The organism is Komarekiella delphini-convector SJRDD-AB1 (genome assembly GCF_014831675.1).
Lineage (GTDB): Bacteria > Cyanobacteriota > Cyanobacteriia > Cyanobacteriales > Nostocaceae > Komarekiella.
On sequence record NZ_VJXY01000027.1, the window covers coordinates 23,370 to 48,878 of the forward strand.

22 protein-coding genes are annotated in these 25,509 nt (G+C 41.4%); 11 read left to right on the plus strand and 11 right to left on the minus strand.

Features of this window, described 5'->3' with window-relative positions; all coding sequences use genetic code 11:
- The first annotated feature begins 112 nt into the window (after positions 1-112).
- Positions 113-1,399, plus strand: a complete 1,287-nt coding sequence (locus FNW02_RS22240) for a hypothetical protein (RefSeq protein ID WP_191759669.1) — start codon at positions 113-115, stop codon at positions 1,397-1,399.
- Here FNW02_RS22240 and FNW02_RS39625 read toward each other — a convergent pair.
- Positions 1,373-1,501, minus strand: a complete 129-nt coding sequence (locus FNW02_RS39625; RefSeq protein ID WP_263627818.1) for a hypothetical protein — start codon at positions 1,499-1,501, stop codon at positions 1,373-1,375. The genes FNW02_RS22240 and FNW02_RS39625 overlap by 27 nt on opposite strands.
- Before the next feature lie 54 nt (positions 1,502-1,555).
- Positions 1,556-2,182 (minus strand): TetR/AcrR family transcriptional regulator, encoded by a 627-nt coding sequence (locus FNW02_RS22245; protein WP_191759670.1) that lies wholly within the window; start codon positions 2,180-2,182, stop codon positions 1,556-1,558.
- 217 nt (positions 2,183-2,399) lie between these two features.
- Between FNW02_RS22245 and FNW02_RS22250 the strand changes: the two genes are divergently transcribed.
- From FNW02_RS22250 to FNW02_RS22265, 4 genes are all read left to right on the plus strand, one after another.
- A complete protein-coding gene (locus tag FNW02_RS22250) occupies positions 2,400-3,707 on the plus strand; it encodes an ABC exporter membrane fusion protein (RefSeq protein ID WP_191759671.1) in 1,308 nt (435 codons plus the stop codon).
- Positions 3,704-4,879 carry an ABC transporter permease DevC gene (devC, locus tag FNW02_RS22255; protein WP_191759672.1) on the plus strand — a complete coding sequence of 392 codons (1,176 nt, stop codon included), beginning with the start codon at positions 3,704-3,706 and terminating at the stop codon, positions 4,877-4,879. Before FNW02_RS22250 ends, devC (FNW02_RS22255) begins: the two co-directional genes overlap by 4 nt.
- 81 nt (positions 4,880-4,960) lie before the next feature.
- The gene (locus FNW02_RS22260) at positions 4,961-5,665 is read left to right on the plus strand and encodes a DevA family ABC transporter ATP-binding protein (protein WP_191759673.1); all 705 of its coding nucleotides are present in this window, start codon (positions 4,961-4,963) and stop codon (positions 5,663-5,665) included.
- Between the two features lie 48 nt (positions 5,666-5,713).
- Positions 5,714-6,112: a nuclease A inhibitor family protein gene (locus FNW02_RS22265; RefSeq protein WP_191759674.1), complete on the plus strand. Its 399-nt coding sequence runs from the start codon at positions 5,714-5,716 to the stop codon at positions 6,110-6,112.
- A gap of 211 nt (positions 6,113-6,323) precedes the next feature.
- Here the strand turns inward: FNW02_RS22265 and FNW02_RS22270 are convergent, their stop codons facing one another.
- Positions 6,324-7,169: a DNA/RNA non-specific endonuclease gene (locus FNW02_RS22270; protein WP_191759675.1), complete on the minus strand. Its 846-nt coding sequence runs from the start codon at positions 7,167-7,169 to the stop codon at positions 6,324-6,326.
- A 775-nt stretch (positions 7,170-7,944) separates the two neighbouring features.
- Between FNW02_RS22270 and FNW02_RS22275 the strand changes: the two genes are divergently transcribed.
- From FNW02_RS22275 to FNW02_RS22285, 3 genes are all read left to right on the plus strand, one after another.
- On the plus strand, positions 7,945-9,165 hold the full coding sequence (locus FNW02_RS22275; RefSeq protein WP_191759738.1) for an HlyD family efflux transporter periplasmic adaptor subunit: 1,221 nt from the start codon (positions 7,945-7,947) through the stop codon (positions 9,163-9,165).
- 141 nt (positions 9,166-9,306) lie between these two features.
- Positions 9,307-10,479 carry an ABC transporter permease DevC gene (devC, locus tag FNW02_RS22280; protein ID WP_191759739.1) on the plus strand — a complete coding sequence of 391 codons (1,173 nt, stop codon included), beginning with the start codon at positions 9,307-9,309 and terminating at the stop codon, positions 10,477-10,479.
- A gap of 528 nt (positions 10,480-11,007) precedes the next feature.
- Complete coding sequence (locus tag FNW02_RS22285) at positions 11,008-11,706, plus strand: DevA family ABC transporter ATP-binding protein (protein ID WP_191759676.1); 699 nt, start codon at positions 11,008-11,010, stop codon at positions 11,704-11,706.
- A gap of 391 nt (positions 11,707-12,097) precedes the next feature.
- Here FNW02_RS22285 and FNW02_RS22290 read toward each other — a convergent pair whose 3' ends face one another.
- The 3 genes from FNW02_RS22290 to cax form a co-directional block, all read right to left on the minus strand.
- Positions 12,098-14,203 (minus strand): M3 family metallopeptidase, encoded by a 2,106-nt coding sequence (locus FNW02_RS22290; protein WP_191759677.1) that lies wholly within the window; start codon positions 14,201-14,203, stop codon positions 12,098-12,100.
- 172 nt (positions 14,204-14,375) lie between these two features.
- A complete protein-coding gene (locus FNW02_RS22295; RefSeq protein WP_191759678.1) occupies positions 14,376-15,023 on the minus strand; it encodes a class I SAM-dependent methyltransferase in 648 nt (215 codons plus the stop codon).
- A 239-nt stretch (positions 15,024-15,262) separates the two neighbouring features.
- Positions 15,263-16,384, minus strand: a complete 1,122-nt coding sequence (gene cax, locus FNW02_RS22300; protein ID WP_225225837.1) for a calcium/proton exchanger — start codon at positions 16,382-16,384, stop codon at positions 15,263-15,265.
- Positions 16,385-16,567: 183 nt separating this feature from the next.
- Here cax and FNW02_RS40190 point away from each other — a divergent pair, with 183 nt between their 5' ends.
- Positions 16,568-16,888, plus strand: coding sequence for a hypothetical protein (locus FNW02_RS40190; RefSeq protein ID WP_191759679.1), 321 nt, complete (start codon positions 16,568-16,570; stop codon positions 16,886-16,888).
- On the opposite strand, the gene FNW02_RS22310 is transcribed toward FNW02_RS40190, so the two are convergent.
- Together FNW02_RS22310 and FNW02_RS22315 are read right to left on the minus strand one after the other, a co-directional pair.
- A complete protein-coding gene (locus tag FNW02_RS22310) occupies positions 16,860-17,087 on the minus strand; it encodes a hypothetical protein (RefSeq protein ID WP_348535432.1) in 228 nt (75 codons plus the stop codon). The two genes, FNW02_RS40190 and FNW02_RS22310, sit on opposite strands and share 29 nt — an antisense overlap.
- Before the next feature lie 294 nt (positions 17,088-17,381).
- Entirely contained in the window at positions 17,382-17,921 is a 540-nt protein-coding gene (locus tag FNW02_RS22315; RefSeq protein WP_191759680.1) for a hypothetical protein, read from the minus strand.
- A gap of 583 nt (positions 17,922-18,504) precedes the next feature.
- On the opposite strand from FNW02_RS22315, the gene FNW02_RS22320 reads away from it, so the two are divergent.
- Entirely contained in the window at positions 18,505-21,033 is a 2,529-nt protein-coding gene (locus FNW02_RS22320; RefSeq protein WP_191759681.1) for an NACHT domain-containing protein, read from the plus strand.
- Positions 21,034-21,542: 509 nt separating this feature from the next.
- Here the strand turns inward: FNW02_RS22320 and FNW02_RS22330 are convergent.
- On the minus strand, positions 21,543-22,796 hold the full coding sequence (locus tag FNW02_RS22330; protein ID WP_191759683.1) for a Na/Pi cotransporter family protein: 1,254 nt from the start codon (positions 22,794-22,796) through the stop codon (positions 21,543-21,545).
- A gap of 815 nt (positions 22,797-23,611) precedes the next feature.
- Between FNW02_RS22330 and FNW02_RS22335 the strand changes: the two genes are divergently transcribed.
- Positions 23,612-24,598: a zinc-dependent alcohol dehydrogenase family protein gene (locus tag FNW02_RS22335; RefSeq protein ID WP_191759684.1), complete on the plus strand. Its 987-nt coding sequence runs from the start codon at positions 23,612-23,614 to the stop codon at positions 24,596-24,598.
- A 52-nt stretch (positions 24,599-24,650) separates the two neighbouring features.
- On the opposite strand, the gene FNW02_RS22340 is transcribed toward FNW02_RS22335, so the two are convergent.
- Positions 24,651-24,947, minus strand: a complete 297-nt coding sequence (locus FNW02_RS22340; RefSeq protein WP_191759685.1) for an acylphosphatase — start codon at positions 24,945-24,947, stop codon at positions 24,651-24,653.
- A gap of 72 nt (positions 24,948-25,019) precedes the next feature.
- Entirely contained in the window at positions 25,020-25,343 is a 324-nt protein-coding gene (locus FNW02_RS22345; protein ID WP_191759686.1) for a polyribonucleotide nucleotidyltransferase, read from the minus strand.
- Between the last annotated feature and the right edge of the window lie 166 nt (positions 25,344-25,509).

The window sequence follows — 25,509 nt, forward strand, 5'->3', positions numbered from 1 at the left end:
TCAATCAACTCGTCTAAATAAGACGGGGGATTGAATATTTGATTAATAATCCTGATTAAGAGGCAATAGGGGCGGCGTTTCCCCGTCCTAGTAGCCACAACCCACAACGCTTATGTCACAAGCAGCTAGCACCCATCTCCTTATTTCCGAACCATCAGAAGACTTAATCGCCAATGAACCTTGGTCGATAGATATGTATGCTGATGGCTTGATGGATGAACTCTTTGCCGATATAGACTACATTCTGGATGGTAGTAGGAATCTGCCTTCCCAAACCATTAGACAAGGCAATCGACCCGCGCCACTGCCTCCAGAATACATGCCTGTGCAAACAGTTACGGTGCCGCAAATTGTCTTGCCAAACGCACTGAACCAACCTTCTCAAGGTAGGCACAAGCAATTAAGTACGGTTGTGGTTGGCACTCCCACTGTAAACGCAGTGAGTAGAAGACCTCAGAAAACTAGACGTGCTTTAGGCAAGCTGCTGATTGTAGGTACAACTTTAGGTGTGGCGATCGCTAGTATTATTTACTTGGTACAGTCTGGAGTCGTACATCTTTTAAATACCAAACCGACCCAATCTGATCTTCCAGCATCGCAACCACAGGCAAAGTTGCCTACAAGATCAGAAATTGAGGCGGAGTTAGTTGACTACATGTTAGAAGCACTTGCGGTTATAGAGCAGCAAGAGGCAAAAAACCAAAAATCTGTCAGACCTGGATTCTCTAATCAGGAAACTCTTAATCAAACAGCTAGTGTTGCGCCTGCTGGTAATCTACCACCACTTCTAGCAGCTAACGGTATACCACCAGCCCCCAACCGTTCTGGAGGCGTTGTTGAGCGCATCTACATCCCTGTTTACCAAGCGCCATCGCCAATGCGCTACGCGCTTCCCAGCATTCCTGGCAGTCCGAAATTACCACCAGTTGCCACCTCACAGGGTTCTAAACCTAATGTAGTGAAAACCGCCCTAAATACAGTGCAGCAAGCTGCTAAGCCCATAAATGTCAACATGTTAGCTGCTGTGCGCGGAGAACTCAAACCTGTGGCTGTTAAAACCGCACCAATTACCTTACGACAACCATCTAATCCTCTACCTGCATTACCAGTTGTCCCATTACGCGCAGCACCCACACCGGAAGCCGCGCCAACTATCACCCAACACCAAGTATTTTTGCCTCCTGCTGTTGCAGATGCTCCTAGCGATACCTTAGAGGGATTGCTAGAGTTAGGCAACAAATCTGCTGCTTTGTTTAAAATCGGTGGTGTAACTCGCCGCGTCGATGTAGGTGAAAGTATTGGTTCAAGTGGTTGGACATTAGTAGATGTCAGTAACGGTGAAGCTGTCATTCGTCGTAATGGCGAAGTGCGCTCAATTTATGCAGGGCAGAAATTTTAATGCCTTTTCTAGGTCTTTGAAGACTTGCCACTGGCGATCGCCAATCGCGGTAAATATAGGAATGATTGTATTAACCGGAATTTGAGCAGCTGCGGTACTCATTCTGGGTAGTCCTCAAAAATACAAATCACTCCCCCTGCTCTCTGCCCCCTGCCCTTATTGATGTGACTCGGCAGAATTAAAAATCAAGTGGAGCAAAGCATCAATCAGGCGATCGCTTTTCATGGGAATAATATCTTTCCCATGCATCACATCCTGAGTAATATGAAAATGAACTAATGTTCCTAAAAAAATCCTCGCTGTTGCCTCTGGGTCAGTTATATTCAATTCTGGATGAGCAGCCAAATATTGAGTGAGCGTTTCTAGCAAGGGTTTAATCATCCCCCGAACACAAATTTGAGTTAACTCAGGAAAACGACCAGATTCACCGATTAACACTCGCATAAATGCACAATGTTCTTCGTCTTTAGTCATCTGCTCTAATGCGTTAGTGGCTGATTGGCGCAATACTATTAGTGGTTCTCCCTCAAGAGGTTCCGTCCCAAAGATTAAGTCAAGCTTTTCGCGTGCTAGCTGCTCTACCAGCGCTTTAAATAGTCCTTCTTTATCTTGAAAGTGGCTGTAGACTGTCGCTTTAGAAACACCCGCTGCTACTGCTACCCGATCCATACTTGTGCCAGCATAGCCTTGTTTGAGAAACTCCTGCATCGCCCCTTGCAGAATTTGTTCCACTTTATCAACGGAATTATCTCGGTCAACTTCGCCAACTTTGATGTGTGCCATTTATTAATTGTCCTCTTCTATAAATAATTTTAATAGACGCTGCAAAATACTCTACGCAATTAATCCCAATTGTGATAAGCATTCTGGCAGATAACTCCAGACTTATCCAATAAGTTGTAGTTTTGGCTGCATACCTTGACTAAACTAGTCCGTTCAGTTTAGCATATGACAAACTGAACGGTTTAGTACAACTGGCTACTAGTAAGAGGGGAATACTATGGCGCAAAACCGGAAGATAGAGAGTTTAAGGTCTTCCCAAAATTTTTTACGATCGCATATTTGGTTAGTCATAATTGCATCTTTAGCTTTAGGTGGAGCTAGTGTTTACACGGTGCTACAGTTTCAGGCTAAAGCTAATCAAAAGCAACAAGCACCAGTAGCCGTTCAGCCAGTAGTAAAAACAGTCACAGCATTGGGGCGGTTGGAACCAAACGAAGAAGTGATAAAACTCTCTGCACCTTCTTCTAATGAAGGGAGTCGGGTGGAAAAACTGTTAGTCAAAGAAGGCGATCGCGTCAAAGCTGGCCAAGTAATTGCCATTATGGACAGTCGCGATCGCCTTCAAGCTAGTTTAGGTGAAGCACAAAAACAAGTTCAAGTTGCCAAATCCCGCCTTAACCAGGTAAGAGCAGGCGCAAAACAGGGAGAAATTGGAGCGCGGGAAGCTACCATAAAACGTTTAGAAGTCGAGCTAGAAGGAAACACCAAAACTCAGCAAGCCACAATTAATCGCCTAGAAGCAGAACTACAAGGGCAAAAACAACAACTAGAAGCAACAGTTGCTCGCGTCGCAGCCGAGAGGCAAAACGCCCAAGCAGATGTTCAACGCTACGAGACTTTATACAAAAATGGCGCGATTTCCAGTCAAGAAGTTGATAGCAGACGTTTAAACGCCGAAACTTCTTCTCAACAGTTAATCGAAAGCCAAGCCACCAAAGCCAGAACTATAGCCACCCTAGAACAACAGCTTAACGAAGCCAAAGCCAACCGAAACCAAACCCTCGCCAGCTTGCAACAGCAAATTAACGAAGCCAAAGCTACCCTGAATCAAACCGCAGAAATCCGTCCCACAGATATAGCAAACGCACAGGCAGAAGTAGAGAGCGCTCAAGCCACCGTGGAGAAAATTAAAGCGCAACTGGCTCAAGCATATATCCACGCTCCCAAAACTGGGCAAATTCTCAAAATTAATGCACGAGCTGGGGAAACAGTAGGTGAAGAAGGAATTGTGGATTTAGGTCAAACCGACCAGATGTATGCAGTGGCAGAAGTCTACCAAAGTGATATTAATAAAGTGCGTCAGGGGCAGTCGGTGCGGATCAGCAGTGATTCCCTACCCAATGAATTACAAGGAAGGGTGGATTGGATTGGTATGCAAGTGGAGCGGCAAAATCTGATCAACAGTGATCCCTCTAGCAATATTGATGCCAGGGTAGTGGAAGTCCATGTGCAACTGAATAAACTATCTAGCCAAAAAGCTTCTCAATTTACTAATCTACAAGTTAAGGCGGTAATTGAACTGTGATTGGATTTATTCAGCAATTGCGGCAACGAACTCCCCTAGGTTGGCTGCAACTGAGTCACGAAAAGGGTCGTCTGTTGGTAGCATTGTCAGGTATTGCCTTCGCTGATGTCCTGATGTTCATGCAGTTAGGGTTTCAAGATGCTCTGTTTGAAAGTAACACTGTGCTGCATCGCAGTATGCAGGCTGACATGTTTGTCATCAGTCCCCAAGCACGTAACTTGGCAAACATGTCCACCTTTACAAGGCGGCGACTGTTTCAAGCAATGGATGTACCAGGGGTAAAGTCGGCAGAAGCCATGTATGTCAACTTTATCGATTGGAAAAATCCCCAAACACAACAGAAGACAACAATATTAGTTATGGGGTTCAATCCTGATCAGCAAGCCTTTAGCTTAGCTGATGTGAACCGCCAGAGAGATATGGTTAAGTTACCAGATACCGTTCTGTTTGATCGTGCCTCCAGAGGAGATTATAAAGAAGCGATCGCCCAAATTGAACAAGGAAAATCCGTTACAACTGAAATTGATCGCCGGACGGTTAGCATTGGCGGCTTATTTCAAGTTGGGGCTTCCTTCATTGCCGATGGTAATTTAATCACCAGCGACCAAAACTTTTTGCGACTATTTCCTGGGCGAGAAGCAAGCAGCGTCAGTTTAGGTTTGGTTAATCTGCAACCAGGCTATGACCCCAAGCAGATAAAAGCAACTTTAAACGCTTATCTAGGTCAAGATGTCAAAGTATTAACCCGCGAAGAATTTATTGAATTTGAAAAAGATTATTGGAAAGAAAATACTGCGATCGGGTTTATTTTCAGCCTAGGTGTCACAATGGGATTTTTAGTGGGCGTGATCATCGTCTATCAAGTCCTTTCTACTGATGTGAATGCCCACATGAAAGAATACGCCACCTTTAAAGCAATGGGGTACAACAATCTCTACTTACTCGGCGTGGTATTTGAAGAAGCAGTAATTCTGGCCGTATTGGGTTTTATACCAGGAGCGATCGTCCCCTTTGGACTTTACCATCTAACTCGCAATGCCACCAATCTGCCACTTTACATGACTTTAGCACGATCCATTACGGTACTAATGCTGACTATGATTATGTGTATGATTTCTGGTGCGATCGCCACGCGTAAACTTCAATCTGCTGACCCCGCAGATATGTTCTAAAAATTTGTCATTTGTCATTTGTCATTTGTTAATACTAAGGATTAAGGAAAATGACGGTTATTACGAGAAATCCGCTTACTTATGACTAGCGAACCCGTTATTTCTATTAAAAATCTTGACCACTATTTTGGTCAGGGTCAACTGCGTAAGCAAGTTTTGTTTGATATTAACTTGGAGATTAATACTGGCGAAATTATTATTATGACTGGGCCATCTGGTTCTGGTAAAACCACACTTCTCACCTTGGTAGGTGGGTTGCGTTCTGCCCAATCTGGTAGTTTGGAGATATTGGGACAAGAACTTTGTGGTGCTAATGCAACACAACTTACTCAGGCGCGACGTAGTAATGGTTATATTTTCCAAGCGCACAACTTGCACGCTAGCTTGACAGCACTCCAGAACGTCAAAATGGGCTTGGAATTGCACAAAAATATGTCTCTGCCAGAAATGAAAACTCGCTCAGCCCAAATGTTAGAGGAGGTAGGGTTAAAAGAGCGGATCAATTACTATCCCGATGATTTATCGGGGGGACAAAAACAAAGAGTTGCGATCGCCCGTGCTCTAGTCAGTCATCCTAAAATTGTTTTAGCAGATGAACCCACCGCCGCCCTTGACAGTAAATCGGGTAGAGATGTGGTAACACTCATGCAAAAACTGGCAAAAGAACAAGGCTGTACCATTCTTTTAGTAACTCATGACAATCGCATTCTCGATATTGCTGATCGCATCGTCCACATGGAAGATGGCAAGCTAGTCAATGACCAGGCTGTTGTCTCAGCGGTTTAAGTGAACCACGAATGATACAGTATGAGCGTTGTCAAACACTAATGGCTAATGACTAACGAAATTACTGAAAAGTTAAAGCAGTCTTGTGCTGGTTTGTTAATGATGAGCGAGTCAGAATATCCATTTGAGGTCTTTTTATGGACTAGTCAAGCTAACGGTCTGACAACTCAAAAACTACTCCAGCTAACAAACCATCCCCAAGAGTCACCAGTCGAGGAAGTGGCTCTAGATGATTTGTTTCGTAATTGTGCTTATGAAAAAGAGTGGCATGACGAACAACAGAAACAAAATGTCAAAAAATTTCAAACACTTGTCCAGACGCTTAAAAATAACCTGAATGAAATCAAAGTTTATCGCATAGGTACGATAAACATTGATATTTATATCATCGGAAAGACTTCATCTGGAGATTTAGCAGGACTTTCCACGAAAGTTGTGGAAACCTAGCAGCAAATTTGGAAGTTATATAAACAAGAGGGATAAAGGGTAAAGGGTAAAGAGATGATAATGGTCGCCCACCATAGCAAAAAGCTTTTTACCTTCCCCGTAATATAAGGATTATTTCGCTTAACTTCGGGCGTTAGCGTAGCGGGACGTTCGCGGAAGCGTCTCGTAGAGAAGTCCGGTTTTACCATTACCCTTTTCCCCTTACCCTTCTTCATAAATTGTCAACTCTAGATTCAATTACAGATTGAACAGATGTTGACACATTAGATAATAAATTGAAGCCTGTTTTGAGTTCAATTGAGTCAACAGAAACTCTATATGTTCTCCAATCGTTGTTTCTTATACCTTGAGTGTTGGGAAGATCAACACTAATAACCCTCGTATTAGTTGTAATTCCAGAGGCTCCAACACCTGGGTTACTAACTACAATTACCTTCCAGACTCTATTAGGAACTTGAACCTTGCCATTAGTAATTGTATATTTTCTACCATTCGAGCCAGTTCCACCAATACCGTATGTGCCAGAAATAATATATAGTTCTCTTCCCTGTCTCACTAAGTCTCTAGAGTAGTTTTCTAGTGAAGCCCACGGCCCCTGATTATTATCTGGTGACTGTGGCACCATATTTGTCATCAGGAAAGTTGCAGAGTTATTCGTTACTGTGCTTGTTCTGTCGGCTGAAGGTGTCATGTGTCCTCTGTCGAACCCGCTGCCAGAATAATCAGAGCCAGTTACTCGATACCATCCTGTAGGGAGAGTTGTATCGGCGCGGAAGTCGTCTTGCCTTGGTGTTGAACCGAGCCACGAAGAATTTAGTTGCCAAGACACCCAATTTGGAGTTCCTCTGTCACGGCTGTAACTCAGCGCATACTGAGCTTTTGATAATAAATAATTATTTGGGGATGAGACGCTAGTTGTTGCATTACTAGGATTGCCTAACGTTAAATGCACACTTGAAAATTGTGCTTTAGTTGGGCGTAAATACCCAATTAGAGCTATAGGCAGGGCTATAGCTACAGAAGGCAGCAGAAATTTAAAAAGCTTGGTTTTTCTCATGATTTTGGTATTCAAAGACACGATTAGTGTCTATGCTTGACGCTTTAAACATCAAGTATTCAGAGATACAAAAAGTATAAAAGCTAAAAATTATTAGGTTTATTCGAGAGCTATGAATACAGAGCTAAATCTTAGTTAGTACCGATAGTGCATATTTCCAGTTAGGGACTTAAGATACTCTTTTTTATTAATTTTTTACTTTCCTCTAAAATTTCTCTATAAAGTTCTACATCAAAAGAACGAATTTAATATTTTAACTATGCATATAATTTTAAATTTCCATGACAAAATTATGATGCTTTAAAAGTATTACTAAATCTAGCAAATAAGTAAATATAATTAAATTTAACTATATTATTGCCAGGGTGATATATACGCAATTACTATTTATTATATAGTCGCGATCGCCAGTATTTTGTATTGCTTTGCTACTAAAGACATCAAATACTTTTGCCTATTTGCTTAATTTGAGGCTGATTGTTGGCGCTGTTACAACCTATCATTTTGAAAAAGTTTAATATACCTGAATACTTTCATAAAACAAAAGTAGTTCATTAGAAACATAATTCTCTCATTTGGTATAAGACTTTGTTGCTATTTCCTCCAGCTAAATTACGCTGTCTAAGTAAATCCTCAACAATTTTCATTTTTTTATGGACTTAGAAGCCATAAATCAACAATCACTAACTAAGGAGTAAATATTAACAAATAAGCACTGAGAAAAGCCTATCATTTTCAGTCTTTTTCTGCGCCACTAGTTAAGAGGTAATCTATGGTGCGAAACTCAAAACTAGGGTACACATTGTCCCCTAAGTCTATTCTGCGTCCATCCGTTTTGATCGGTATAATCGCATCTTTATTGGTTGGCGGGATAGGTTTTTATACAGTAAAACGCTGGCAAAATTCTGCAAATCAAGAGGTACAAACACCGATAACAAAATTACCACAGTTAAAAACTGTAACAGCCCTAGGGCGAATCGAACCGCGAGGAAAGGTAATTAAACTCTCTGCTACCGCGTCTAGTGAAGGAAGTCGGGTAGAACAGTTACTAGTGAAGGAGGGTGATAGGGTAAAGCCAGGGCAGGTGATTGCAGTTTTGGACAGTCGCGATCGCTTGCAAGCAGCGTTAAAAGAGGCCCAAGAAGAAGTAAAGGTAGCGCAAGCAAACCTAATGCGAACGCAAGCGGGCGCTAAACGTGGCGAGATTGCAGCACAACAAGCGGCGATCGCCCGCCTCAAAGCAGAACGTCAAGGCAGTATTAACGCTCAAACAGCCACAATTGAGCGATTACAAGCTACTGTGCATAACGCCGAAGCCGAAGAACAACGTTATCAAACATTGTATGAAAAGGGAGCAATTTCTGCTTCCCAGCGAGACAGCAAGCGCTTAACTCTAGAAACTGCCCAAAAAAGTCTGCAAGAAGCGCAAGCGCAGTTAAATCGCAGTCAGTCAACTAGCCAGCAACAAATTAAAGAAGCTACAGCAACACTAGATAAGATTACGGATGTGCCGAAAGTCGATGTGGAGGCTGCCCAAGCAGAAGTCAATCGGGCTGTAGCAGCCATGAATCTGGCAAAAGCAAATTTGCAACAAGCTTACGTGCGTTGGCCCAAGGCCTTGGGGGAGCGATCGCTCCAAGATGGGCAAGTATTCGAGATTCACGCTCGTCCTGGAGAATTGGTATCAAATAATGGTATTGCCGATATTGGGCAAACTAGCCAGATGTATATCATAGCTGAAGTATACGAAAGCGATATCACCAAGGTGCGTCCAAAGCAGCGGGTGCGAGCAATAGGCGATTTCCTTCCCATTGAATTAGAGGGAACGGTGGAGCGTCTAGGCTTACAAGTGCGGCGGCAGAGTGTAATTAATACTGATCCTATTAGTAATATCGACAACAGAGTAGTAGAAGTCTATATCCGGCTTGATGATGCCTCCAGCCGAAAAGCTGCCAGTTTAACCAATATGCAAGTTAAAGCGGTAATTGAACTTTGAGATTAAAGGGGATTGGGGACTGGGGACTGGGGATTGGGGATTGGGGACTGGGAAGAAATTCTTTTATTTCCCCTCTGCCCCCCTGCTCCCCCTGCTCCCCCTACCCCTCTACCCACTTCTTTCCACTCAGCACCTCGTATGATGAGACTACTCCAACAATTGCGGCGGCGAACACCTCTAGGATGGTTGCAACTGAGTCATGAAAAAAGTCGTCTGTTGGTAGCATTGTCAGGCATTGCCTTTGCTGATGTTCTGATGTTTATGCAGCTGGGTTTTCAGACGGCGTTGTATGACAGTAACACCAGACTACATCGCAGTTTACAAGCAGACATTGTTTTAATGAGTCCCCAAGCTCGTAATCTGCAAGGCTTGTCTATGTTTTCTCGTCGGCGACTGTATCAAGCAACAGATATACCAGGGGTGAAGTCTGCACAAGCAATGTATTTTAATTACATCACCTGGAAAAATCCCCAAACGCGCCGTGAGACAGGGGTGTTACTGATTGGATTCGATCCAGATAAGCCAGCATTTGACTTATTAGATGTTAACCAGCAATTGCAAACGATTAAGCTACCAAATACCGTTTTATTTGACCGTGGTGCTAGAGGAGAATACCAAAAAGCGATCGCCCAAATTGACCAAGGTAAAACTCTAACTACTGAAATAGAAGGACGTACGATTAATATTAGTGGTTTATTCAAAGTTGGGGCTTCTTTTGGAACTGATGGTAGCTTAATCACCAGCGATCAGAACCTTCTGCGGCTATTTCCGCGACGAAACTCAAGCAGTGTCAGCTTAGGTTTGATTCAAGTACAACCAGGCTACGACCCGAAAAAGGTAGCAGCAGTCTTGAAAGCTTACTTGAGAGATGATGTCAAAGTGCTAACCAACGCAGAATTTATTGAATTTGAGAACAACTTTTGGAGAACAAACTCCCCAATTGGGTTTATTTTCAGCCTAGGTGTATCGATGGGATTTGTAGTGGGGGTGATTATCGTTTATCAAGTCCTCTCCACAGATGTCAATTCTCACGTTAGAGAATATGCCACTTTCAAAGCAATGGGGTATCGTCATTACTACTTGTTAGGTGTGGTATTTGAAGAAGCAGTGATTTTAGCAGCATTGGGGTTCTTTCCTGGATTGGGTGTATCCTTGGCACTTTACCAGTTGACTCGCCATGCCACAAATTTGCCGATGTACATGACTGCAATTCGAGGATTACAAGTGCTAGTACTGACGATCATGATGTGTGCAATTTCCGGGGCGATCGCTACCCGCAAACTTCAAGGTGCTGACCCTGCTGATATGTTCTAGAAATTTGTCATTTGTCCTGTCTTTAAAAGTTTCCTGCGGAGGAGCCAGCGCGGTCTTCTCTACTTTGAGGCTGCGCCAAGGGGGTCTCCACGCCACTCCCCACAACGGAGCTACGGTGTACACACAAATCTTCTAGAGTTGTCCCACAGGCTTTTGATCCCCCCAACCCCCCTTTTTAAGGGGGGCAAAAACCTCTCAAAGTCCTCCTTTTTAAGGAGGATTTAGGAGGATCTACAACGATTTTAGTTTTGTACAGAGATCTGTGTACACTGTAGCCACAACGGAGGGGGGCAAAAACCTCTCAAAGTCCTCCTTTTTAAGGAGGATTTAGGAGGATCTACAACGATTTTAGTTTTGTACAGAGATCTGTGTACACCGTAGCCACAACGGAGGGGGAACCTCCGCAAGGGGGTGGCTCCCCATGAGCGACTGGCGTTGGAAACCCTCCCGCAGAACTTTTCGCTTTGTCCTTAGTCCTTTGTAATCACGAATGACAAATGACAGTCATCAAGACTAATTAACTTACTTATGACTAATAAACCTGTCATTTCTATTAGAAATCTTGACCACTACTTTGGTCACGGTTCACTCCGCAAACAAGTTCTTTTTAACATCAACCTGGAGATTAACGCTGGTGAAGTTATTATCATGACCGGGCCTTCTGGTTCTGGTAAAACAACGCTGTTGACCTTGGTGGGTGGGTTACGTTCCGCCCAGTTCGGTAGTTTGCGGGTGTTAGGGCGAGAACTTTGCAGTGCTAGTACTGAAATACTAATGCAGATACGACGTCATAACGGTTATATTTTTCAAGCAAATAACCTGCATGGTAGTTTAACGGCACTCCAGAACGTCAAAATGAGTTTGGAATTACACAAGTATGTAGGGTTACAACAGATACAAACTCGTTCAGCCCAAATGCTAGAGCAGGTGGGATTAGGAAATCACCTGCATTACTATCCAGATAAACTATCGGGAGGACAAAAACAACGAGTTGCGATCGCTCGCGCTCTGGTCAGTCATCCTAAAATTGTTTTAGCAGATGAACCCACCGCCGCTCTTGATAGTCAGTCAGGCCGAGATATAGTCAATCTCATGCAAAAACTGGCAAAAGAACAAGGCTGTACCATCTTAATAGTTACTCATGACAACCGTATCCTAGACATTGCCGATCGCATCGTTCACATGGAAGATGGCAAGCTTAATTCCAAAGTAAAACTATCTACCTAAGTTACAGTAGTTGTCACTTGATTGAGGTACGAGAATAAATAATTAACCACAGATAAACACCAATGAACACAGATAATTTATCGATGTTTATCAGTGTTAATCTGTGGTTCTAAATAAAAAACTAAGATTTTTGCAAGATTTCTACTCAGCACTCTCCACAGTAGCACTAGAACACCAATTCAGTATTCAATATAGGGGCGACAACAACCGATTCTTTAGTAGAGACGTTGCAATGCAACGTCTCTACAGTCAACGATAATTGGTCGTTTTACCGAAAAGAAATCGGGTTTTTGCAATTACTGAATCGATGCTTTAGGTAGGCTTTTAAGCCTTAACGTAACTATCTGTTCGATTGCTCATTTCCCCCCAATAAGAACTAACTCAGCACTCATTACTTAGCAGTAGCTAAACCATTGTGTCTGAGCAAAGCAACCGTACTCGGTTCACGTCCCCGGAAAGTTTTAAAAACTTCCATTGGATGCTTGCTACCACCAAGTGCTAATACTGTATTCCGATAACGCTGACCTGTAGCTTTTATAGCTTCTTCATCTTCTAGCCCAGCTTCTTCAAAAGCGGCAAAAGCATCAGCACTTAGTACCTCAGCCCACTTGTAACTGTAGTAGCCAGCTGCATAACCACCCTCAAAAATATGTCCAAAAACACATAAAAATGAATCTTCAGGTAAAGGTGCTAAAACAGTTGTAGTCTTGGCAATCCGATGACGCACATCAGCAGGCGTTTCATCACTACCGACACGATAGCGGTGGTGCAATTCCAAATCCACAATGCTAAAGTGAACTTGCCTTAACATGCCACTACCACTCATATAATTACGCGCTGCTAGCAGCTTTTGATAATAATGCTCTGGTAGAGCTTCACCAGTTTTATAATGCTTAGCCATGCCAAACAAAGTGGGTCGCTCATAACACCAGTTTTCCATAAACTGGCTAGGCAATTCTACTGCATCCCACTCCACATTATTGATGCCTGCGGCTCCAGAATAGTTAACCTTGGTGAGCATGTGGTGCAATCCATGACCAAACTCGTGAAACAGAGTCTCTACTTCATAGAAAGTCATCAAACTAGGTTTACCATCTACTGGGGGAGTTTGGTTACATATCAAATAAGTCACAGGTAAGCGGATGGTAGTTACGCCATTTTCTGTGATTGTGGCACGATTGATGCACACATCCATCCAAGCACCGCCGCGTTTTTCCGCAGGACGGCTGTAGGGGTCTAAGTAGAAGTAGGCTATGGGAGAACCAGTTTCATCAGCAATCTGGAAATAACGAACATCTTCATGCCATATTGGGGCTTGACCATCGGCAGGGGTAACAGTAACACCAAACAGCCGCTTGACAAGTCCAAATAAGCCATCTAATACTTGGGGGAGCGGGAAGTAAGGGCGTAATTCTTCGGCAGTGAAGGCAAACTTTTCTTCTCGTTGGCGTTCTGCCCAAAAGCTGAGATCCCAGTGTTTTAAATCTTGAGATTCTGCTGCTCCCTTTGACGCTGCAAAGGCTTTGAGTTCTTCTAAGTCTTTAATAGCAGCATCATAACTGCTACGACGTAGTTCTTCTAACAGTGCTTCGACTGCTTCAACGTTAGGAGCCATTTTACTAGCAAGGCTTAATTGGGCAAAACTCTTAAAGCCTAGTAAATTTGCCAGTTCTTGGCGCAACTCCAAAATGCGTTCAATTAACGGGTTGTTATCTAAATCGCCTTTAGAAGCACGAGTGATATAGGCTTTGTAGAGCTTTTCACGCAAATCGCGACGGGTGCTGTGCTGCATAAAAGGGCCATAGCTGGGGAAGTCCAAAGTAATCCGCCAAGGGCCATTTTCTGGTGTGGCGTTTTCTGCTCCAGCAGCACGAGCAGCTTGTGACGCTAAACTCAACAAGCTATTGGGTAAACCGTCGATTTCCTCTTGTGTTGTTAGGGTGATACTAAAGGCTTTAGTGGCATCCAGTATATGGTTAGAGAACTTAGTGCAAAGTTCTGCCAATTCCATCTGAATGGCGTTGAAACGCTCTTTGGCTTCTCCTTCTAAACCAACACCGGCAAGTTGTGCATCGCGGATGGCGGCTTCTACAATGCGTTGCTGGGCTGAGTCCAAAGTTGCCCAAGTCTCACTGGCATGGAGTGCCTTAAAGGCGTTGTAAATGGGTTGGCTTTGACCAAGCTTGTTGATAAACTGTACTACCTGTGGTTGTACGTTTTCATGAGCTTCTCGCAGTTCAGAGCTATTTTTTACACCCATTAGATGATTTACTACTCCCCAACTCCAAGAAAGCCTTTCTGTAAGCTTTTCAAGTGGTTCTACTAAACCCGTCCAAGTAGGCTGTACATTAGCTTCCAAGGTGGTAAGCTGCTGGTCAAGTTCTGCTAGGAGCTGGTTGAAGGCTGGTACTATCTGCTCTGGTTTAATTTCTGCGAAAAGAGGTAAACCGTAGCCCTGGAGTAAGGGATTGTGGGAAATAATGACATTTGCACTCATGGTTTTATGTGTGATGCGGTTAAATAGCAACGAACAATGATTTTTATTTATATATCTACTAATGTAGCGATCGCCGCGCAGTTTTGTTACTGGCTAACTCTATTAGAGCAACTAGTGATACCCTCACCTCTGATTAAGGTGCGATTGTGTAAAGCGCTTAGTATAGGCGATTTTAAGTTTTCGAGTTTTTCAGTAGTAATTGACAACCACATGAAAACGGGTTGGGGCTTTCTATACGCTCGTCCACAAGCACCTCAATCGCAAGCTTCCTGTTGTAAATTAATTCGTCGTAATCCATCAATGCATTCCACTTAATCTTGCCAGTTGGGAAGCCTAATTCTAAAGCTGCATCAGATATTAGCTCCTGCCATTTCTGAACTTCCGGGTTTTGCGATTTGCAGTAATCGAGAATGGCGATCAATGCATTAGGTTTAGTAACCCGTAAAATCTCCTCAAGAGCGCGGACTGGGTCAGCAACAACACATAAGGTAAAGCCTGACGCTGCTGCATCAAAGCTATTATCAGGAAAATCAAGGTTTTGAAGATCCGTGACTTTAAGAGTGATGTCTGCGGATACAGGCTTTTTACGGGCTTCATCCAGCATTTTCTCTGAAAGATCAACGCCTACAACACTCACTCCTTCAGGGTAGGCTGGGAAATTAAGACCTGTTCCGGCAGCAGCATCAAGTACAGTTTGTCCTGGCTGAAGCCGCAAGGAAGCAATAAGTGGTTTGCGATCAATATTCCAGTAACGCAGCATAATCGATTCATAATCCGCTGCTCCCTGATTGTAGGTTTCAATTACCTTAGCTACTTGCATACACTTCTAATCAATAGAACTACTTAGGTCACTATTTTTCTAACAGTTTAATGCAAGGGGAATCATTTGTTGAATTTGAAGTTGAAAAGACATCATCTCAATAGATTAAGTAGAAGGGCTTAATTAAATCAGAGCTAGAGTAAGCGGCTCTAGCCCTTAAGAACTTTATATAGAGCGATAAATCGCTCACTACGAACAAAAATTTTATCTTACATTTAATTAGGTCTACCTACTTAGGCTTAAACAGGATGGAAGTAGAAGGCAGCCCCTAGTACAGCGTAAGTTGCTAGTAGTAGCATTCCCTCTAACCAGTTGGAGCGGCCATCCAAGCTAATTAGGTTAGCAATGACCACAGCAATGATCACTGCAACGACCTCAAATAAGTTAAAGTTTAAGTCCATTGGTTGTCCAATCACCTGCCCAACTAGCACAAGGATTGGCGCAACCAACAAAGCAACCAGTAGACTCGACCCCATTGCTACAGACACCGACAAATCCATATTGTTCTTAATTGCTACTCGGACAGCGGTTACATATTCGGCTGCACCTCCAACTAGAGGTAACAAAATTACTCCGGTAAATAGAGGTGTTAATCCTAGTCCTTTTGTTGCTTCTTCAACTGCACCGACAAAAATCTCGGACACGAACGCTATACCAATGGTTGCCACAAGCAAAATACCAACCCAAAGACTCAGGTTTGGCTTTGAATGTTTATCTTGTTCTGTTACCTCATCCTCAGAAATTTTACCTTCTAGCTCTATAACCCCAACATCGTAGAGGTAGCTGTGAGTCTTTAGAGAAAACAACAGTGTAAAACCATAAACTACAATTAAAATGACTGCTACAAAAATCGACAGCTTAGTAATAGCGCTTTGCTCGACCACATTAGATGTAGTAATCACCATTGCAGGCAGAACAATTGCAGTCACAGCTAGTGTCATTGTCGAACCATTAACTCGTGCTGCCATTGGCTGAAAAGTCTGCTCCTTGTAGCGCAATCCCCCCAATAGCATAGATAGCCCCATTACCAGCAGTAAATTACTGATAATCGTCCCCGTAATGCTGGCTTTTACAATATCTACCAAGCCTTCTTTGAGAGCTACTAAACCAATAATTAACTCAGTGGCATTACCGAAGACTGCATTTAATAAGCCTCCTATAGAAGGCCCTAAAACCACGGCAATCTCTTCTGTCGCCGTACTCAGCCAAACTGCTAACGGAATGATTGCGATCGCTGAAAGTCCAAACACTATTAATGCGTCCCAGTTCAGCTTTTCTGCCACAATGGCAATAGGAACGAAAGCTAGCAAACCTACTGAAATTAGGTTTTTAATTTGTATATTTTTCAGTACAGTTGGCATAGGTTTATAGCTCTAATAATGATTATTTGACACTAATTATCACTTAATTAATTGAAACAACTGCACAAGAGAAGCAATCTTTCTTGTCTGTAACAATTACTAAAGAACTCATCAGTATAGAAATCTGATTTTCCTAAAGCATTTTATATGCAGCGTCAAACCTAGCTAACTGGCTCAAGATGGATGAAGCTGGCAGATAAACTAATCCTTTCGACTGCCGCAAGTACTATTCATTTACCAGGCCAACGAGATATTCCCAACATCGTTACTCTCCGGTTCATTGCTAGCATTACCGTGATTATTCGATTCAATTGCCACATTGGAGTTGCACTTATTTGCGGTAGTAGGCATTGTAATCTTGCTAAGATGGCGAACATGGGCTGTTTGTGGTTTCTGAGTTGTCGTTTTGGAAAACAACAACTCTACTACATTAGCCTCTGTTCATACTCTTTTTTTGGCGAAGGTATTGCTAATCTTAAGCAATTTTCTGCTCAGGCAACTTAGGTTGAGATTGCCCATTATCCTCTGGTAGCTGCGGATCAATTAAACAGTCAGCAGAATGACCATTTATTAGCACTTTTAAGCCGCCGAAAGGCGTCACATGTACGGTGACGCTCCCATCAAACCCTGCCAGCACAGCTAATAGGGTAGCGAACAAAACACAGTAGAGGAATATCCAAGTATTACGGCTATTGAGATTCACTATTTTTTTCTCCTTGTTTGCTAGTGATATCCCTATGCCCAAGTTATGATTTATGGCTTAACCGAACACAAAAACGGTTAAATGGTACGCCTTTGTGATATCCTGAAAAAAACAAATTATCTATTCGGCTCGAATCCTGCAATTCATAACTTGGGTTCGGGCTTTTTTGTTTGGTGACACGGAATTATCCAGAGTCCCAAAAACAGGCAGTATTTATTTTATTGATGTTCATAACATCTTGATTTTCCCTTTTTGCACATATTTGGGCATGACCCAGACGATTAAATTTCAGTCTCATAACTCAGCGCCACTAGATAGTTCACTAAAGACTGCATCGAGTCTGTTTTGGCGAAGATACCAGTTTAGGAGTTTGTTCAAGAGTAAGGTCTGAAGTTTGGCATTGTACTCAATGACTCTAAAAGCACGCTCTGTAGTACATTGATCCAGGCGACCTAAACGCAGAAGATGAATCCAGCAAAGTGTGCAGTTAAAGGATAACCTGAACTCAACCGAGAGAGCAGATTTGAATTGTTCAAATTGTTGATTAATACGATCTATATTAAGTGGCTGTTTAGGGTCAAGTTCGTCGGAAGTAAGATGCCAGCTTAAAAGTTTGTCAAGGAGTAGACTCTGAATTTTGATGTTGTGCTCAATGACTTTAAAAGCCTCAACTGTAGTCCTTTGATCAAGTCTGTCCAGGCGTAAAACATGAGTGCAACGAAGTATGCAGTCGAGACACAACCTGAATTCGTTAGACAGAGGAGAATGAAATTGTTCAAATTGTTGATTGATGTAATCTACCTGTACCTTAATACTGTTCGTACTATTACTCATAACATGCTTCTTATATCAAGAATATACGGCAAAAAACGGTAAAAAGCGGTATTCATCGGTATTTTATTAATTTACAAGTTTTTTATACTAGTGTCTCTATCTCTATAAGCAGATTTGTCCAGTATCTTCAGGAGTAACAACACGAAAAGTTTGATGACACCCCTCAAAATCTGGGGATATCACAAAGTACCAATTTTTGTATAGTAGTAAGAAGAAAAAGTAGCCCTTTTAAGGTGTAATGTATTTTTATTGGTGTCTTAGTGGTTATAAATTGATGTTTGAAACACTAAGGCACAAAGATGAAAAGCCCAAAATTCGGTAAATTTTTTTGGAATTTTCACCCAATCTACTCAAGCGTTGCTACAAGTCTCTTTATAAAGTAAATATAAAAGTAAAGCGTTAGGTAAGAGTCAGCTAGTAGTATAAGTATTTATACCTCAAAATACAGTTAATAATCATCCATAAAATTTACGAAATAGTAAATATCTAAATTTTACAGCAATCTTTTATTAAAATTGGCTCTATAAATAGACTTTAATTTATAGAATATTCAAATATTTAAAGTAGTTAAGAGAGAATTAAAATGACAGCAGCAGTAGTTGAGCCAAAAGTTTTTGAAAGACTCAAACAAGCTTACACAGAAAAGTTTGGTGGATCGCCAAAGCTTTTAATTACTGAGCTGAATCACGTTTATCAAGATAAAACAAACAACCAAAAAGATGTAATTTCAGACAAAACCATCCGCAACTTCTTCAATAATCCCGAACCAATGAAGATGCAAGAGAAGAATCTTAATTTCTTATGTGGCGTATTATTGGAATGTGAAAGCTATCAAGAAGCTTTAAGACAATATGCAGCTTTAGGACTAGTAGAGCAGATACACGACAATGTAAACGCAGAGTGGCTTCAGCGCTACCAAGAATATATCAGGATAAAGTGCGGCACAATGAAGGTGCTCACTATGACTCAGCCCGTGCAGTTAGATAGTATTTATGCCAATGTAAATGTTTTAGAAAGTATTAAAAGCAAGAAGCAAAAGACAATTGAAGATTTGCTGGCTAATATATCTAACGAAAGTATCAGTTTTAGCCGTCTTAGTTATCGGGTGAGCGATAGAAATATTGTAGCTTTAGATGCAGTAAAACGTTACCAAAAACTTTTTTTATGGGGTAGACCAGGAGCAGGTAAAACTACATTTCTCAAGCACCTAGCTATACATTGTATTACAGAATTAGGAAAGCAAATTATCCCAATTTTTATTTCATTAAAGGCATTTGCAGATGCAGACGATAAACCGAACCTTATTGATATAATCAAGCGAGAGTTTCTTACATGTATGACTGAGCCATCTCAGATTGTTGAGGAGTTACTTGAACAAGGTAGTTGCTTGATTTTATTAGATGGTTTAGATGAAGTTCCAGATGCAGAAAGCGATCGAATATATCGAAATATTATCACTTTTGTAGAACAATTTTCCAAAAATAACTTTGTGATGACTTGTCGCTCTGGAGCTTCCGATTATATATTTGAACACTTCACAGAAGTGGAAATGACAGATTTTAATGAAGACCAAGTTTTAAATTTTGTCAAAAAATGGTTTGAATTTAGCGAAGAACCAAGATTAGAAGACAAATTTTTAGAAGAAATAGAAAAGAATAGATCTATCAAAGAGTTAACGGCAAGCCCATTACTCCTAACTATGTTGTGTTTGGTGTTTGAAGATAATTATGAATTTCCCAGAAATCGATACTCCCTGACAGAGGATGCTGTAAATATACTTTTACGCAGATGGGATGCTAATAGGCGAATAAATCGTGATGCAATTAATAATCTAAACCTCCCATATCAACGAAAAGTAAACTTACTTAGTCAGATAGCTTATGAAGCTTTTAACCAAGAACCACAAAAGTATTTTTGGCAGCAAAGAGAATTAGAAAAACTAATTCAGAAATATATTGAAAATATTCTAGAAGTTTCACCTAATACTCTCGCTTTTGATAGCCAAGAAATTTTAAAAGCGATTGAAGCCAATCATGGGTTACTCGTTAAGCAAGCTAAAGATTTATATTCATTCTCACATCTAACTTTTCAAGAGTACTTCGTAGCTCAGTACGTAGTAGAGAACGGGAATTCTGAAACTTTAGCCAGGATTATCAAACACAACTTAAAAAATCGTCAATGGCGAGAAGTGTTTCTAATGATTACAGGACGACTCGCAAATACTGATGAATTTTTAAAACTCATGTTTTATGAGATTAATACGTTAGTAGAAAGTAAAGCCTTGCAAGATATGTTGACTTGGCTAGATGATGTAACTACCTTACATGGAGTGAAATCTAGTTCATGGAGAGCATTCTATCTATTTGTTGACCAGGAGTTTGAATTATACATCAATAGACTTTCAAAAAATGATTATACTTTAGTTTTAGCTGAAAGACTCGCTTCAATGTTGAGAGAGTTAAACGAGAAACAGAAAAAAAAGATTCCGCGATCGCAATTATCCAATTTCGCGTTTAATTTAGTTGATACTTATGCTAAAGCTGCTGCTAAAGCCAGTGAAAAGGAATTTGATCCTCAAAAAATGAGCCAACTACTGAGAAAAGAACTTCCTATTAGTGATCATATAGCCGCTATTTCTTTACTAGAAAGTGGAGTAACTATTGATAAAGAAAAGGGTGTAATTACCATTAATAAGCAAAAAGGCGAAATCACGCTTGATAAAGAGCATTTCCATGTTCAAGCTAGTTCTGGAGATAGAACTGATATTAGTGAAGAAGATATTATCGCTACCGCTAAACAACTTAATTTCGATGATTTAGCAGATGAATTAATGTACTTGCAAGATTGTTTTCCTGCTGATAATGCTCCTAAATGGGAGTGGCAAGAGTGGGCAAAAAATTTGAAAGGGTTGATGAGGCTGTATTTACATATTGGCTTTGATGATGTAACACTTTCACAACAGCAAATTAAAAGTTTGGAAGATTATTTTTATGCAAACACTCTACTTATAGAATGTATTAAAGGAGATAGCTACTCTTCTAAAGAGTTACGTGACCAACTGATTGACCATTTGTTACTGCCATATAAACGTATTCCATCAAAACTTTTATAAAAAGGCGTCGGGAAAACCCATTCCTTGTAGGGATGGATGAAAGACGTCCCGACGCCGTTGACAGTTGACTGTTAACTGTCAACTGTCAACAGTTAACAACTACAAAGAGTAGTTATGCAATTTAGACGCGCATTAGCTTATATTGGCAAACCTAAAAAAGATTGCCAACATTATCTGCAACTTTTGGTGTATGAGTTTTGCCATTTTTTACCGCTTGTTGCCGGAAGTTACCTTTTAGTACTATGATGCATAGGTAGACCACAGAATTTAAACAATGGCTGTTGTATATGGGCAAACAAATCAAGAAAGTATGTAAGCACGAACCGGGGAAAGCGTGGAAGGACGGCTGTTGTAGCCCTAAGCCACCACATGAACAAGTGATAGAATCTGTTGCGGAGCAGTCTCCCACAGCACAAACAGAGGCACTAAAGCACTGCCTAGACGCTACTGCACTTTAATTAAAGAGATTAAAAAGGTACTTTGGTAGCTTTGACAGATCTTTATGTCTTCTATACCCCAGACTTAGCTTCAGCTGATTTGTCTTGCTTCTTTCCATCGGGAATTAGTCGTTCCAGCCCACGGGCGATTAAAGGCAGAAACCCAATAATTAATGCCACACCCAGCAAGTTAAATATCAACTGTGCATTAGCGATTTCACGAGCAACATCATCTCCAGCCCCCGTTAACCTAGAGACCCACTGAGCAAATCCAGCCAACTGACTGGCAAATAAAATTCCTATCGAGGCAGAAACAACATTAAATAGTAAATGAAAGATACCTGTTCGCACAGCTGGACGTTCGCGCCCAACGGTAGCCACAAGTGTATCAGCGCACGTACCAACTTCCGCGCCCAACACCAAGGCAACGCCTGCGGGTAAAGAGACTAATCCTTGACTAGCCAAAGTAACGACAATAGCAACGGTAGCAGAAGAAGATTGAACTAAGATTGTAAACAGCGCTCCAACTCCAGCGCCTAGCAGGGTGTTGTTCCCCAAGGTTTCCATCAGTTTGAGAAATGGCTTGTAGTCCTTGAAAGGTTCCATTGCGTTTTCAATTATCTCAAGTCCGAAAAACAGTAAGCCTACGCCAAGCGTAATTAAACCGATTTGCTTCCAGCGTTCTTGCTTACCAAAAAAAATTAATAAGAAACCAATGAACATTGCTATTGGCGCATACTCATTAATTTTAAAAGCGACAATTTGAGCACCGATTGTCGTACCTATATTGGAACCTAAAACTACTCCAAGAGATTCTACAAAAGATAGCAAACCAGCACTTACCATTGCAATCACGATGATGATTGTCACTGAAGATGAATCCAAGATAGTTGTCGCTACCGTGCCAGTTGCTACTCCAGCAAAGCGATTGGTGGTGAATTTGCTAATTAGGCTTTTCGCCCGATCGCCTGCGATCGCTTCGAGTCCCTCAGCCATTCGCGTCACACCATACAAAAACAGCACAAGTCCAGCTAGTGCACCAGTGACTATTTTGAAAATATTTATTCCTTGTTCTTCCTTAGAATCAGCGCCTTGATTCTGCTGATTATTTTCCTTTTCTTTACCAGAATTCTGAGCTTGATTACTGTTATTCTGTTGCGCTTCTATTTCAGGAGTCTGAGCGTTAACACTAATTTCTGAAGATGATGCATTAAATAACTGAAAATTGTTTTCTAATAAAGAAGGTGAAACAACCAAAACTGAAACTAGAAAACTCAAGATGAGCATATTAAGTAGTCTTTTCTTGGGATTTCGTAATAACAACATAGTTCTCTTAACCCTTGTATATTTGGTAAAATATTGAATCTTGAGATAAATAAACTTGTTGCAAAAATGTGAATAAATAACTACTATTTTGGCAAATTCTCAGCGGAGTTTCTGAGCATAAGAAATTGCCCAGATAAATATCTAGCGTTAAAAATAAGATTGCACAAATAATTTAGGATTGTTATATGATTTAAGTATTGTGAATCATATCTAATACAATCCAGATTTTTGTTAATTAGTAGACATTAAGAACTTACTATACTCAAACATTGAATTACTTGCGCCTTTAGAAGGATATTGTTGATTATCTTTTTGAAGTTAACTTAGGCTTTAATTCGACTTAAACAAATATTAACTTACTTCGCCAATAGGGCAAATTAGTAATACAAATTATGCGATTTTTACTAGTTTTGCAGTGTTACTAATTCTAACTGAGCGTTTTGCTAATTACAGATCTGTGAAATCACTGCTTTCTTTTATAATTACGCCTGCGCTTGTTGTGTTAAGCGATCGCAGGGACACAATCTTCTATCACAATCAAGGTAAACCGTTATGCATTTAAATTGCACATTAATCTCGACATTAAGGTTAACTGTCAACAGCCAACAGTTAACAATTACAAAGAGTAGTTATGCAATTTAGACGCGCATTAGCTTAAGAGCCCTCTTTAATTCATTTTCATGCTCAGCATGGCAACGAGAAACAGTTGCTAATCAAGCTTTTCATCTAATATAGAGGTGTGGCTATAGGTAACTGTGCATTTCGATTTCAGCATGAATACTTGCCACCATTTAGTTATAAGATTTTAAATTGCTATGCGTGCAATGATTTTGGAAGCACCACGTCAACCTCTGCGCTTAGTTGATTTACCAGTGCCAAAACCTAATTCTGAGCAAGTGCTGATTCGCGTTCATGCTTGCGCTGTCTGCCGTACAGATTTACACATAGTTGATGGGGAGTTGACGCACCCCAAACTACCTTTGATACCTGGGCATCAAATTGTGGGTACTATTGAGGCGATAGGTGAACAAGTTGATAAATTTACTATAGGTCAGCGGGTTGGCGTTCCCTGGCTAGGTCATACTTGCGATCGCTGCCGTTATTGTCTCTCTGGTCGAGAAAATCTCTGCGATTATGCCGAGTTTACAGGTTACAACCTTGACGGTGGCTATGCTGAGTATACTGTAGCCGACTACCGCTTTTGCTTTCCTCTAGACCCTAGCTATCCTGACTTGCAAGCTGCACCCTTGTTATGTGGTGGCTTAATTGGCTATCGTGCTTACAGAATGACTGGTAATGCTGAAAAAATGGGTTTTTATGGCTTTGGTTCAGCCGCCCATATTCTAATTCAACTAGCTCGTTATCAAGGGCGTCAAGTATTTGCTTTTACCCGTTCTGGTGATATTAAAGGACAAAAGTTTGCTCGTCAACTAGGTGCAACTTGGGCGGGTGACTCAGATGTGTTACCTCCAGAACCCCTGGATGCAGCGATTATTTTTGCACCTCTAGGAAAGTTAGTGCCGGCTGCTTTGCGTGCAGTAGCGAAAGGTGGCGTTGTAGTGTGTGCCGGCATTCACATGAGTGATATTCCCTCTTTTCCCTATGAAATTCTTTGGGAAGAAAGGATGTTGCGGTCTGTTGCGAATCTAACTCGCCAAGATGGAGAGGAGTTTTTGGCGTTAGCCCCCAAAATTCCCATCCTTACAGAGGTAAATTCTTTCTTGTTGAGCGAAGCGAATCAAGCTTTGGATGCACTTCGCAGTGGTAAATTTGAAGGTTCGGCTGTTTTGGTAATTGATTAGGAGTCTGAAAGCAGATTGTAAGATTTATTATTCGATCTTATGAGCGATCGCGCTACCGTCCAACCTCAAACCCCCGCAATCCTTCAGGTTCTTCATACTCAACCACAACCTCTTTCACCACAGCCGCCGGTGGCCCAGAGTGACACCAACGAACCATTTCTTCCACAACTTCCCGCGTCCCTTCAAAGACTGCTTCCACACGATCATCGGGGAGATTTCGCACCCAACCAGTTAATCCTAACTGGCTAGCTGTATCCACAGTGGCATAGCGATAGCCAACTCCTTGGACTCGGCCAGAAATGAATACATGGGCACGAATTAACTTTGGCAGTGGTGTGGAATTCTGCATACACTGGTCTATTCTTTACGATTTCCAGTCTACCTAGTTTGTGTATGCACAACCTGTTTTTAGCTCACGAAATTAATCACGGTCTTCGTCGTCTTCGTCATCTTCATCGTCTTCGTCGTCACGACGTCTGTATTTGCGGTCTTCGTCTTCATCGTCACGATATCTAGATTGGCGATCTTCATCTTCGTCGTCACGACGTTTGTATTTGCGGTCTTCGTCTTCATCGTCACGATATCTAGATTGGCGATCTTCATCTTCGTCGTCACGACGTTTGTATTTGCGGTCTTCGTCTTCATCGTCACGATATCTAGATTGGCGATCGCGATCGTCCCATTCATCATCACGTCGTTTTTGCTTGCCACCAACTATATTTCTGAACACATCACCTATTCCCATAGCTTTTCTCCTAAGTTAGCAAGTCTTTTTATTTATGCTTACTTTAAGCAGTGTGTCTAACGTTTGTAGCAAATAAATCTTCCAGCAGGTGTAAATCAAGATAAAATCATCCCTATCTTTGGGAGTCTGCCAAAGTAGTGATAAAGTATTTTTTGTGCATTTCATT